This is a genomic window from Brevinema andersonii (genome assembly GCF_900112165.1).
Lineage (GTDB): Bacteria > Spirochaetota > Brevinematia > Brevinematales > Brevinemataceae > Brevinema > Brevinema andersonii.
Genome location: NZ_FOKY01000027.1, coordinates 1 through 12,991, shown reverse-complemented (window position 1 = coordinate 12,991; position 12,991 = coordinate 1). Strand labels below are relative to the sequence as shown.

The window sequence follows — 12,991 nt, the reverse complement described above, 5'->3', positions numbered from 1 at the left end:
CTCTATGAAAATTAATACAGTTAAATGGTATATATTGTTTTTGCTGATATATAGGTATTATGCTAGCTTCAAACCTTTTATTTCCAATTACTTATGACGATGATTTTGCTTATTCTGTAATGGGCAATCCTTTTCTTTTACAATGGAATGAGTATCTCCTTATAAACAATCCCTTCCCGGAGCATTTTAGGGAGGGATCTTTCTTTCTGGCAGCAGATGCATAAGCCTGCTGCTTAGGAAAAGGGATTTCTTTTAAAGTGCCAAATCAAACTTCGCATGACATCCATCCAGAAAAAATTAATGCTATTTCGTCTATAAAAAAGAGTTCTGCTATTGCAAAAAAAAAAATGTTGGCTTTATGCTTCTTTCTGTGAAGCGAGAATATTATGACACCTTAAATGATGTATTTCAAAAAGTCCAAAATGCTGTAAATGAGATTGATTTTCCAAATGAGGTCCAGAAACCTGAATTTCGGTTGTTTACTCCTAATGATAGTCCTGCAATATCGATTCATATTTCAGGAGAAAGTCCAATAAAAGTACGGGAAGTAACTAAAGAATCTGAAACGGCAGTGCACCAGATCAATCATACTGAGGAATTGTCAATTTTAGGGAAACGAAATTTTCAATATCTCGTGGCTGTTGATCCCGAAAAACTCTCTCAACGAAGTATTCCTTTAGGTAAAGTATATCAAGCAATCCACAATGCTGTAGCTGATATTCCTGGCAGCGAAATTCTCAAAAATGGAAATCTACAAAATCTTAATATTGTTTCCTGTTGTTGCACTCAATCAAGTAGCAAATTTCAGTGAAGAAAAGGAAAGTACAAAAATCCGTTCCGAAAACGGGTTATATACTGTCAAAGTATTGGATACAATGCAAAATGTTAATGTTCTTTCCAATAATACATTTTCGATATTGTCAAAAATAGAAAAACAATTCGCAAACAAAACGAATCAACTAACTGCTGCACCTTATTTTGAAAATGAAAAAGAAGAAACAGCTAAAAGAATGAAAGAAATAGGTATTACTGTTGCTTTAGGATTGGTCTTGATTTTCGGGTTGCTGATTTTTCTGTTCAATTCCTATATCCATACGATTATTGTTTTATCAGTGACTCCTTTTATTAGTGTGTGCTTGGTGATCAGACTGACTAATTATGCAGCTACCTCTGAGTAATATGGCTATAATCGGAACAGTGTCACTATTGGGAGTGATTGTTAATGATTCTATTGTTATGCTGGAATTTTTACGCTCTTACGTTAAGGAAGATGGTGATTTTATTGCTTCAGTAGCCAAAGGAGCAGCAGTATGTCTGCATTTTATTATGATGACTACTATCACAACAGTAGTAGGCGTGATGCCGGTTGCGTTAGGATTTTCCGGGCATGAATTTTATTTGCAGCCGCTTGCTGTGACTATTGTGTTTGGAATATTGTTTTTGTCAATAATTACATTATTTTTAGTTCCTGTTTTGATCATGATTCTCGAAGAAGATTGTGGACATATATTCAAGAAAAGCCAGCATGTTCGGAATTTATTATTTAATACATACGTTTGGCGGAAATTTAAAATGAAAATTCAAAAAATTTTATCACCTATATTTAGTTTTATTTTGTTATTTTTAATTGGAATGCCGGCATTTGCACAAGACTCTCCAATTCCTTCGGACCAAAGTGTGATCAGCGAAATGGATTTTTAAATTTGTATTTGTATAATACATTTGATATTAAAATGATTAGTATTGATGTTCAAGCGGCTCGTGAAAAAGCTAAAATTGCTTTTTCGCCTTTTGGAGGTTCGTTTTTTATTAAAGGGTCGTATACCGATGGTATCACGAGCAGTTCCATGCCGTTACATAAGATATCTATGTCTGCATCCTTTGTCAACCAATATGCAAGTTAAGTATACCAATGCTTCTGATGGATTTGGCTTTGATGCTGTTATCTGTCCGATGGGAACTTATATGAAAATAGAAGAAGGAGTGCAATATACCGAAAATGATAGCTCAAAAACAGAATTGAATACTATGTCACACACTTTTGATCTTGATAAATATTTCATCCCTTATTTTGATCTAAGCATTGTACAACCACTGTTAAAAAATAGTTTTGCTTATAATATGCGTAAAAAAATTGTAAAAACAGCAGATAGAGAAAAAGATGAAACAAAACGGGAAAAACAGGTATATTTGGAAGGTATAATTCTATAAGCATTAACTAAGTTTCACCGTTTGGTTTTGGATGGGCGTATTTTGGCGATTAGACAAGCATCTCGGCACCAGATGTCGCGGATGCTCAAACACAGCAGCAACTCCAGAGAGCCGGAGCTCGTTCATTATGGCATGTTCAGCAATTTCAAGTATAGGTGGAAAAATTGGATCCTATATCCGAACAAGTACTAAGAATCTAGAACTTGATTTCCTAGAATTGGAAGACTGTCTTAATATTAAACTGTCGCGGACTAATTTGGGATTTTTGGATCACACTGTGTTATCGGAAAAAGAATATGAATGGGCTCTTGTTTTTCAACAGTCATTGTAGAAAAATGCAAATTTGGATCGGATCAGGAATTTTGCTGTCAAATATAAATGATGCTGTTGCTGTTACCAAAAATCAATTACTACCAGAACTTAATTTTACTGTTTCTTACAGAAAAGCAGAGAATAAGAATCGAGTGAACATTTCTTATGATTTGCTGCTAGATAGTTTTTATAAGGACTTAGAATTTCGGCTTCCGTTAGTCAAAAACCTGAAATAGAAAATTTTAAATATAAATTGTCCTTTTATTCTTATGCCTATCATTACTTCGGTTATTAGTTATTATGCTCAAACTTTAGGAATTATTATGTTAGGGTATATGGTTGATCCGTCATTTACACCGTTTTTTATTCAAATGTTTCTTTCAGCTCTTGACTGGAAAAATGTTGTTTTATAATTTGGCTTGGTTTTTGTAAGTGCAGTAATATACTACAGCTTATAAAATTTTATAGAATTTATTTTTTATCTTTTGATATATAATTAATAACTGTTATTTTTTCTAATTCGGCCTCTAATGAACCAATTAATTTTATCCCTTTAGTATATAGTTTTTGAATTTCTTCAAAAGGTAAATCTTGTTGTTGTATTTGAACAATAATTTTTTCTAATTCTGTTTTCATAGATGTAAAAGAAGACATATTACTCCTACTTGAATTGCTGAATAATCTCTGATTCTGTTAATATTTTTTTTCCTTTAAGTAGATTATTAAATAAAGAAATTTGACGTTTTGCAAAATTACGAGTGTCTTTAATTAAAGTTTGAACCATAGTATCTTTAGATAGTTTGTTTAACAAAAATAATACTACATGACGATAGCCAATAGCGTCTAGTGCACAACAAGGACCAAAAATGTCAAATAATACTTTTGTTTCATCAATCAATCCCTGCTTTATCATTAAATTGACTCTTTGCTCAATATTGAAATAAATATTTTCTCTAGAATCATTAATGTAAATCCAATGCCAATTCCATAAAGGTCTAACATTTTGATTATGTAATGCAGAAAATGGGCGTTCTGTTACATAAATAGCTTCTAAGGCACGAATAATACGTTTTTTATCATTTTTATGAATTTTTTGAGCATATAATGGGTCTTTTAATTGTAATTGTTTATAAAGATAATCATATCCTAATGCTTTACTTTTTTCTTCAAGATAGTTTCTATATACTTCATTTTTAGCATTCTCTTGAAACAATCCATAATATAGAGCTTTGAAATAAAGACCTGTTCCTCCAACAATAATAGGAACTTTTCCTTTATTATTAATAGTTGTTACAGATTCAATAGCTTTGTCTCTCCAAAAACCAACATTACAGGGCTCATTTGGTTTTAGTATATCAATAAGATAATGTGGAATGTTCTGACGATCAGATATACTGGGTTTTGCTGAACCAATATCTAAAAATTTATAAACTTGTACGGAATCACAAGAAACAATTTCTCCATTAACTAACGAAGCATATTCCATAGCAAGGGCACTTTTACCTGCAGCTGTTGGCCCAACAATTGCTAATACATTAATAGCATTATTATTTTGTGTTTTTTGTGTCATCAAAACTATATTCTATATTTCCGCTTAATACTTCTCTTAATGCAAGTAATGTTACTTTTTCTGTACGATTTTTTCCAATAGGGATTTCTGTTACATCATTATATTCTCTCGAGAGTGCTTGAGCGTATTTGATAGTTGCAACAGTTGCTTCATATTTATTGCCTTTAATTGATAAAATTTCATCTAGTGGTAAGGGCATGATATCTCCTTAATTTTCTTATCATTATTATATCATATTATGCATAAAATTGTCAAATAAAAACGCCAATATATATTGGCGTTATGAATTTAATTATTTTTAACGTACAGAGCCGCTTGCTCTCCAGCAATGCGTCCAAAGACATAAGCTCCCATATATGCTCCTACAATAAAATCAGTCACTTCACCTGCAGCATATAAGCCTGGAACTACATTCCCGTTTGCATATAAGACTTGTGCTTTTTCGTTGGCTGTTACTCCTCCCCGAGTCATATGGTATGCTGAGCGAACAGGGATAGCATAATAAGGTCCTGTTTCTGCAAAATTTCGTTCAAATGGTGCTCGACCCATAAGATCAGCACTCTCTCCTGCAATAGCTTTACGGTAATTTCCCATCGTAGTAACAAAATTGTCTGGATTAATTTTTATTTTTTCTGCAAGTTCTGCTAATGTTTGGCCTTTAGACACCCAACCGTATTTTTCATGTGATTGTAGGCGATAGCAGATATCTTTGGTAAATTGGTCATAAACATAATATGCGGTGCTACCTTTTTGAGCTTTGATAGCCTTAGCAATATCATCACGAGAAGCTTTTTCGTTGACAAAGCGCTGACCTTCTGCGTTCACTAAAACAAAATCGGCAGGCAAGTCGTCAGATCCTGTAAGTGCTCGTGTTTTGGGATAAGTAAAAGGGAACATGTTAAATACGTTTAAATTACGTAGACCCATACCGTATTTCTCGAATACTGGAATAAAATCGCCCGTATTGCCTTCTTGGTTTGATGTATAGAAGCCTACTAAATCTGGTCTGTATTTTTTTAAGAGTTCAGAATTAGCAGAGAACCCTCCTGTTGCAATAATAACAGCTTTTGCCATAATTTTGTAAGTTTGATCTTTGTGCTGTACCACAGCTCCTTTAACTACATTATTTTCTATGATCAAATCAACTCCTTTAGTACCAGTGCGAATATCAGTGCCTAGTTCGCGAACGACTTTTTCGATATTATCTTGAATATGTTCGCCAGCATAAGCATTAGATAAATGCATATAGGAACGTTTTGCATAGAGATAATCCAGAGTAATTCCAAAGTTTCTCAACCATTTATCAATCACTGATGCTCCCTCAGAATATACGCGAAGGCGTGCAGGAGTATCGGTTGTTTTGCGTGCTATTAATTCATTATAAAGGTCATCAGCAGTTCTGGTAATTCCGGCACGTTTTTCTGCTTCTGTGTTCACCATATCGTAGAAATCCTTATCAAATTTACCGTTTCCGCTTAAGATGTCAAGCTTTTCGACGACAATAACTTGAACTCCTGCATTACGTGCTTCTATTGCGGCGGCCAATCCTGCAGGACCTCCACCGATGATCAAAACATCTGTTTCAGTGTCTCCTATAGGAGCGGTTGTCTGCGAACTTTTCGTATCAAATGTGATTTTTGGACTATCTTTTTTTGCTTTTTTTAAAGCATCAGCAACAGCGCTTTTAATGCCGAATGACGTAAAACTAGCTCCGGATGCGCTGTCTACTGCCGGGGTGTTTTCTTGAATAATGCGCTTTTTGACAATCGGAAAAGCACGTGACATTAGAAGACGGGTTTCATCTTCAGATACAAGTACAATATCCTTGATCTTGTTACTTTCAAATTCAACAGAAACTTTAATCGGACCGTTAAATCCAACTCCTGTTCCTTCGACTTTGTTTTGGCCACAAGCTGCCACAAAAAGCACTAATACAAGCAAAAATTTTTTCATTATTTCCTCCAATTTATAAGAAATTTATCTATATTAAAAATAATAAACATTTGAAAAAAATCATACTTGTTAAAAAGTTATGTGATTATTATACAGTGGAAAATATTTTTTCAAATAAGAATTTTATTTAATAGAACAATTGAAATTTTCAAAAGATCGTATTATAATACTGATTAAGGAGATAAAAATGAATATAATCATCACAATAATTATTTTAGTTATTCTTGGATTGATTTTAGGAACAGATTTATTCCATCTGAAAGTAAGAAAGAATATTGATGAGCTTCATTATGCTGCCACTAAAGATATGTGGTATAAAAAAGAAGGTAATAAAAAATTAATTATTTGTCTGCACGGCATGTATTCTACACCTCAGACGTTTGTTGAGTTTGCCGAACAATTCAATGGCGAAGGTTGGGATGTTTATCTGCCTGCGCTTCCTGCATCTGCACGGACTCTTGAGGAGCTTGAACAAATAGGGCCGTGGACATGGAAAGAAAGTTTGGCAATTGCCCGCAAAAAAATACTGGAAGCATCAAAAGGCTACGAAACAGTGATATTAGGTGGTCATTCACAAGGTGGTAGCTTGACTTTGGCGTTGGTTCCGGATTTGCCCTTTATTAAAGGAGTATTTATTATTGCCTCTCCGGTTTCATTATATGGCAATCATATTTCATATTGGAAAAATATAGGTATTTTCTTTTCTGGTCTGCTGCATTTTGTGGTACCTAAAGGCATCAAAGAAAAAACAGATACTTCTGATGAGCGGCTTGCTGTAGAAAATATTTGTGATGCGGAAGGTATTTTTTATCCCCTTACGTTGCATACGTTCAAATTAGGGCTCAAAAAAATGTTACCACGGCTTCGCGAGATTCATCAGCCTTTATTTCTTGCTTATGAAAAAGGGGATACTATGGTTAATTTTTCAAATATGGAAAAAATTGCTCAGTCTGTTTCTTCTGTAACTGTTGTTGAAAAAGTATTTGATACATCAAAATCGGAAGAACCTTACGGATACCGACATCAATTATTAAACTATAAGCCTACAAAATTAGAATTATTTAAAGCATTGAATGAATTTATTGGTTCTATAGGATAATGTTGCAGCAAAGTTTAGATACAAATATTTTGAAAAATATATGAGGCAAAGTTATTGTGCTGACGAAAGAAAACTGCACCCTGAATTTAGTGCTTAGAGATAATTTTAGACAAATTATCGTAGACAGGGATTTCTAAATAATAGCATCAAAAATATATATTCTAGAATGTATATTTTAGGAATTAACTAGGAGATTTTAAGCAATATAGGCTTTGATATTTTTATTTCAATCCGAACCCATGTGGAATAAGTTGTATTTGATTTTGAATTCAAATAGAATGTTTGCAAAATTGTATTTTTAGAAAGATCAAGCAATGGTAAGATCGTTATCTAAAACTATTTAGTAGAAAATAACTAAAAACTGCAGGGCTGTACGTTGCTACTTCTTTGCTTTGATATGTTAAAAGTATACCGTACCCAGAAAACGTACAAACCGCTGCAGGCGATTTACAGATCTGAGGGCACGGCAATATATTAATATGAGGCGAGCATTTTTATTGAAGTAAAGAAGTAGCTAAGATAATTGTAGAATAAATAAAAAGTTATGTCAAGACTATTATTATTTTAACCTTGTTTTGTTAATTAAGTAGAACAAAAAGATATAAAAACTTGACATGGGGGAGGGATAATACAATAAAATGTATTGTCATTTTAAGGCCATAAAAATTTAGGAAATAATGCGCTGTCTCTATGTAAAAATAGTTAATAAATTATTTCAAGCTTATCCCGATATTCAGGATAGGCTGAGTTATTTTATCAATTCTTTCTATCCTCATGCAACTTCAGGAGCCTATGCACTTTATACAGCAGTCTGTATGGTTATAAAGAGATTTATGTTGTTGATTTTTATGAAAACTCTCAAAATTATGTTTTTCGAGTAGGCAAAAATTGTAAAAAAATTTTTAACGGATTATCATCATGTGTCAGAAATAGAGTTACAACTTGGATTTACAGAACATCATCAAATGTCTTTTGAGCAATCGATATTTAATTCTATTAAAGAAATTTCAGATGAGTATTTATATTCTATTGTGTATAACTCATATATTAATAATTTTATACCACTAGCTGATAAGCAAAATGAGTCCTCATATGTTCTAGAAGAGAAATCACAAAATGCATTGAGGGATTGGATATCATTACCTCACCAAATACCAAAAGATAAAGAGATCAATTCTTCATTAGAGAAAAAATATATTTATTAAAATTTTTGATAAAATTCCTAACTATTTGAAAAGCTCTTTTATTTATAAAATAGTTGAAAAGTTGCGAACTAAATATAGACAATAGATGATATATCGTTATTAGAAGATATGCTTTTTTGGGAAAAGCATATTTTGTTGGTTTATGTAGATATAAGATCAATAGATTTTTTAGATTTAAGAAGATAAGCATAAACTAGAGTTGGTGATGAGGCATGTTATTTATGCTGAAAGGATATTATTTATTAACTGTTCAATATTTTTATTATAATTTGCTTCTGCATATTAGCAATGTATTTATATCTCAAAATTTTTTATGAAAAGATCAACTCTCTCTCTCTCTCTCTCTCTCTCTCTCTCTCTCAATGTATTTTATTAATATTTTTAAAGGATTAAATGAAGCAAGATTTTTTATCTGTTGCCATTCTGTGTGCATGCCTCGTTGAAGAAAATAATTTCGAATTTTGTCTTTTAGCGATGTTGAGGTGATTTTCTTATATTTGTATTTCTTAAGATCTTCATCCCTGATTTTAAGATAATCGCTATAATAGATGTTTTGTCTTTCATTTAATTGCAATATATCTGTATAAGGATTACTATAATGATGGCATAAGCATGAGTTATCAGAGTGGTCTTCTGCATACCAAATGTTTTCGTATTTGTTTTTGTCTTCGTGAAAGTACCTAGTGCCAATAGATAAAGGTGAAAAAAAATCTTTAGGATAAATTTTTACCCCAGCGTAGACTTTATTTTCAGAAGCGGGGAGCCACCCATCGTTTTGTGTGTATCCGTGGTGGATAAAGTATAAATGTATTAATTTAGTGGCGATCATATAAGCTTTTTTCCTCCAATAACGGAAATAATGCATGTTTTCATAAATACTGCACATAAATTCCGCAAGGGGAGATTGTTTTTTACACGCAACCGAATGAGCTGTATATGTTTGGTAATCGGAGATTTCTACTCCTAAAAAAGAATGGTAATCTGGCGAATTGGCTAATTTTTCAACAAGTTCATTAAAGAAGTGGCCGTTAATGATTTCAATATCTGCATCAAGATAGATTCCACTGTGTTCCTTGAGGACCCACCAACGAAAATAATCACTTAAAAAAGCATGATCTTTTTCTTGATATAGAGCTTTTGTATAATTATTTGCGTCAATAGGCAGATTGTCAGCATTCCAATGCATAATCTGATAATCAGGTAATTCTTTTTTCCAAGTTTGGAGATAATTGGTATATATATCAGGTTTTTTATCAAAACCAAAGTAAATTCGATGTAATATTTTATTCATTTTTATTCCTTAATATTATGATAAGCTTGTCTCAAGTATTTGTAAGATGAGCCTATTATCCATAGGATTCCGTGAATCGATTGGTACAATACCTTATGAAAAAACTTTCTGTGAGGGGGGGGGGGGGGGGATTAGTTTGTTTTTCAATTTTTTGAATACTTGGCGAATATGATAAGTGATTGATCGTGAGGTTCTATTAAAGAGTAAGAAATTTGATTAATAAATTTTTCACTAATGAATTTCATTAAATATTCTCTATTTTTAATATCAGATGAATAAAAATGGTAGGATATTTCTGAGACTTTATTATTAATAGTAGCTTGAATAATGTTTTCCCATTGATCTATTGTTTTTGTTGTTTGAAATTCTTCTAAGGATTCTCGTGCTTCATATCCTAGTTGTTTTAGGGTGGTGGGATTATTGATAAGTTCAATAATTTTTTGGGCTAATAAGGAAATATTGCCTTGAGGAACTGAGATTATTCCTTTTGTGTTTGCTAAGGAAATGCTCGGAAGCTCGAACATGACTGTTGGAATACCGTGAGCTTTTGTTTCTGTGAGCACCATAGAAAAGCTTTCTGAAACAGAAGTCATGACATGCAATGAAGCTTTTTGATAGTAAGACTCCGGATCTACAAACTCCGGCAAAATGACATGATCTTCTAAATTGTTTGCAGAAATAAAGTGATCTACTTCTTCTTTTAAGGGTCCGTCTCCCAAAATGATGATTTTTGTATTTTCAGGCAGCGAAAATAGAGCTTGCGGGATGACTTGTAAGAATTCCAATATTCTTTTTTCGTGTACAAAACGTCCGCACCATATTATGTAGGGCTCTTCACATAATGAAGGAGTAACATTCTCGAGGTCAAAAGTAAGTGGATTGTTTATAAGAAATACGTTAGAAAATCCTAGAAGATTAAAATATTCTATATTGTAAGGTAAAAGCATGCAAATTGTATCAAGCTTGGCAAACATTGCAGTTCTGATGGTATTAATCAAAGCTTGAGCATGCAGACAAGATACTTTAGTAAAGTGAAAATGATCACAGTGATTGAATACAATAACTTTTTTTCCAAACATTTTTAAACAAAATATAAGAAGATAGTTGATAGAAATAGGATCATCTTCGTCATGAACAAGAAACACACCAATAGTACTGTTTTTAATAAATTCTATCCATTGTTTGATATTGGTACCTACTGTTGTGCGCTGGATATTATGGGGAATTGGGAAATCACGATGATGAATACCTGTTTTTGTAAATACGGCAATCTCCCATTTTCTATCAACCATTTCTTTTATAAGAATAGAATATACCCGTTCAGCACCGCCTAAGTACAAATTATCAGTAATAAGCCCTAATTTTTTTTGTGATGTGGCGATGGCATCAGGGAAAACACTATTTTTCCATAAGTAAGCCATAAGCGGAATATTCTGATAGAGAGAGTATTTGTATAACTGTTCAAGAATGATTTCTATAGTGAAAGTTTCTTGAAATAGTTCAAGAACTAAGGAATTGGAATTATGCGGGTCTGTATCAAGAGCCGATATTAAATTGTCTAAGTTGTGATGACATAAAGCATGAACTACTGAATGATAATGTTCTGATATTAATTCATTTTTAAGAATATCTAAAATAATTTTATCGTTTTTTAATGTCTTGATAAGCCGAGAAAAAGAATAATGACCTTGTTGGGTGCTGTACTGTCTAGTCCGAAAACAATATAGTTTATTTTTTATGCCAATGTAAGAAGCAGCGTTTTCCATAATAATCGGCATTTGTAGTATATCTTCACTTTGTGAAATATTGATATTTTCTGGTATTTGGGAGATCGATTTTAAGTAAAGGTCTCTTTTTATCAGGCGGCTCCATAATGTTGAACAGCCTATTTCGTTATGAAAATACAAAGACTGAAGCTCTAGTTTGGAAATAAGGGATAGTGATAATGGAGTGAACCATTCTTGCCATTCATGTTCAATGCCAAACTGGATAATATCTGCCTTAGTTTTATTAATGATATGAGATAGTTTATTTAAAGCATAATCTGAGATTAGATAGTCATCTGAATCAATATACATGAGATATTCTCCGACAGCTGCCTTTGCACCTGTGATCCGAGATTGAACAAGACCAAGGTTTTTTTTATGTTTGATGATATTGATAAAAGGATATTTTTGTGTGAATTTTTCGGTAACTTTTAAAGTGTGATCGGTGGAATTATTATCAACAATGATAATTTCATAATTTGCTGATTTTTGGTTAACACAGGAATTTAAGCAATCTGAAAGAAAATTTTCCGTATTATATGTAGGAATTATAATTGATATTTTCGGTTTCAAACATGCTCTCCTAGACAATAGATAAGCACTTATTTTTATCTATCGTAATATTGGACATTATAAAAAAGATTATTAAATTTGTGAATGTCTTTGAATAGAGCAGAAATTATTATGTAGGCTAAATTTTATTAAACTCAATACATTTTGTTTGATCAGAATCAAAATACATAAAACTTCGTAAATAAATTAAAAATAATAAATAGTTAACTCCATATTTTTTCAGTTTATTATATATTTATATAATACTAGAGATATAATGAAAAGTTAAAGAAATGATGAAAAGATCTGCAAAATATCTAAAAAAATTATTGAGCTTTTTTTAATTGACGATCCGATAAGAAATTTTAAGCTTTTCTCTTTGCCTACAATGGCAAGGAAATATTGAGTATTTTGTAGAATCTTCTATATATGCATAGTGCTATAGCAACACTTTACGAAAGCTGAAGGTATAGTCAAGCTGCTCAAGTTCCGATTCCCATTCGATGATCCTCAGTCAGGGATTCTGAACCTCAAATGAATAATACTCAAACATTTACCACTCCTTTTCTTTCCAATTTGCACTCCATCCTTCTCTGGTATCTTAATTCATCTAAAAACGATTATTTACCTATTAGCATCTCTCCGGATGGTCATTTACTTCCAGAGGAACATGAATCTTATACCACTATAACGATATATATCAGAGTCTAGCTTTACCAAGGCAAGATACTGAAGTTTTTCTCCAACAAACGCTCTAATGGTTCGATGCTATCAACAATGATACTCAACAAGGAAATTCAATCGGATAGATTTCAAATACAATGCATGGTGATTCTCCCAACTTCTTCTAGAAGTTCTGCTAAGCATGTTATTACTAATACAAACTGGTGGGAAAGATCACTGTTGTCATTGTCATGTGAAGTTTAGTATGAGATTTATGTAAAGTTTAGTTTGAGACTTTTTGTCATATAACATTTAGTTTTGCAGTTTTTGAAAATAAAAATTAAAATTTGTCAAGTTTTTTTATACTAT

General features: G+C 32.2%; 15 protein-coding genes. 9 read left to right on the top strand and 6 right to left on the bottom strand.

Annotated features, from left to right (window positions below):
- Positions 1–358 precede the first annotated feature (358 nt).
- From BM018_RS07240 to BM018_RS07210, 7 genes are all read left to right on the top strand, one after another.
- The gene (locus BM018_RS07240; protein ID WP_092320104.1) at positions 359–811 is read left to right on the top strand and encodes an efflux RND transporter permease subunit; all 453 of its coding nucleotides are present in this window, start codon (positions 359–361) and stop codon (positions 809–811) included.
- Positions 768–1,178: an efflux RND transporter permease subunit gene (locus BM018_RS08225; protein ID WP_092320102.1), complete on the top strand. Its 411-nt coding sequence runs from the start codon at positions 768–770 to the stop codon at positions 1,176–1,178. Before BM018_RS07240 ends, BM018_RS08225 begins: the two co-directional genes overlap by 44 nt.
- Before the next feature lies 1 nt (position 1,179).
- Positions 1,180–1,701 carry an efflux RND transporter permease subunit gene (locus BM018_RS08220; protein ID WP_092320100.1) on the top strand — a complete coding sequence of 174 codons (522 nt, stop codon included), beginning with the start codon at positions 1,180–1,182 and terminating at the stop codon, positions 1,699–1,701.
- 32 nt (positions 1,702–1,733) lie between these two features.
- Complete coding sequence (locus BM018_RS07920) at positions 1,734–1,904, top strand: hypothetical protein (RefSeq protein WP_159428240.1); 171 nt, start codon at positions 1,734–1,736, stop codon at positions 1,902–1,904.
- Positions 1,905–1,965: 61 nt separating this feature from the next.
- Entirely contained in the window at positions 1,966–2,211 is a 246-nt protein-coding gene (locus BM018_RS07220) for a hypothetical protein (protein WP_143280474.1), read from the top strand.
- Between the two features lie 127 nt (positions 2,212–2,338).
- The gene (locus BM018_RS07215; RefSeq protein WP_092320094.1) at positions 2,339–2,542 is read left to right on the top strand and encodes a hypothetical protein; all 204 of its coding nucleotides are present in this window, start codon (positions 2,339–2,341) and stop codon (positions 2,540–2,542) included.
- 4 nt (positions 2,543–2,546) lie between these two features.
- Entirely contained in the window at positions 2,547–2,759 is a 213-nt protein-coding gene (locus BM018_RS07210; RefSeq protein ID WP_092320092.1) for a hypothetical protein, read from the top strand.
- A 235-nt stretch (positions 2,760–2,994) separates the two neighbouring features.
- Here the strand turns inward: BM018_RS07210 and xseB are convergent, their stop codons facing one another.
- The 4 genes from xseB to BM018_RS07190 form a co-directional block, all read right to left on the bottom strand.
- On the bottom strand, positions 2,995–3,177 hold the full coding sequence (gene xseB, locus BM018_RS07205; RefSeq protein ID WP_092320090.1) for an exodeoxyribonuclease VII small subunit: 183 nt from the start codon (positions 3,175–3,177) through the stop codon (positions 2,995–2,997).
- A gap of 7 nt (positions 3,178–3,184) precedes the next feature.
- Positions 3,185–4,093 carry a tRNA (adenosine(37)-N6)-dimethylallyltransferase MiaA gene (gene miaA, locus BM018_RS07200; protein ID WP_092320088.1) on the bottom strand — a complete coding sequence of 303 codons (909 nt, stop codon included), beginning with the start codon at positions 4,091–4,093 and terminating at the stop codon, positions 3,185–3,187.
- Positions 4,071–4,292, bottom strand: coding sequence for a DNA-directed RNA polymerase subunit omega (locus BM018_RS07195; protein WP_092320086.1), 222 nt, complete (start codon positions 4,290–4,292; stop codon positions 4,071–4,073). Before BM018_RS07195 ends, miaA begins: the two co-directional genes overlap by 23 nt.
- An 89-nt stretch (positions 4,293–4,381) precedes the next feature.
- Positions 4,382–6,046 (bottom strand): FAD-binding protein, encoded by a 1,665-nt coding sequence (locus tag BM018_RS07190; protein WP_092320084.1) that lies wholly within the window; start codon positions 6,044–6,046, stop codon positions 4,382–4,384.
- Between the two features lie 187 nt (positions 6,047–6,233).
- On the opposite strand from BM018_RS07190, the gene BM018_RS07185 reads away from it, so the two are divergent.
- Together BM018_RS07185 and BM018_RS07175 are read left to right on the top strand one after the other, a co-directional pair.
- Positions 6,234–7,145 (top strand): alpha/beta hydrolase, encoded by a 912-nt coding sequence (locus BM018_RS07185; protein ID WP_092320082.1) that lies wholly within the window; start codon positions 6,234–6,236, stop codon positions 7,143–7,145.
- Between the two features lie 920 nt (positions 7,146–8,065).
- A complete protein-coding gene (locus BM018_RS07175; protein ID WP_092320078.1) occupies positions 8,066–8,350 on the top strand; it encodes a hypothetical protein in 285 nt (94 codons plus the stop codon).
- 322 nt (positions 8,351–8,672) lie between these two features.
- On the opposite strand, the gene BM018_RS07170 is transcribed toward BM018_RS07175, so the two are convergent.
- On the bottom strand, positions 8,673–9,641 hold the full coding sequence (locus BM018_RS07170) for a glycosyltransferase family 32 protein (protein ID WP_092320076.1): 969 nt from the start codon (positions 9,639–9,641) through the stop codon (positions 8,673–8,675).
- A 143-nt stretch (positions 9,642–9,784) separates the two neighbouring features.
- Positions 9,785–11,980, bottom strand: a complete 2,196-nt coding sequence (locus tag BM018_RS07165) for a glycosyltransferase (protein ID WP_143280473.1) — start codon at positions 11,978–11,980, stop codon at positions 9,785–9,787.
- Between the last annotated feature and the right edge of the window lie 1,011 nt (positions 11,981–12,991).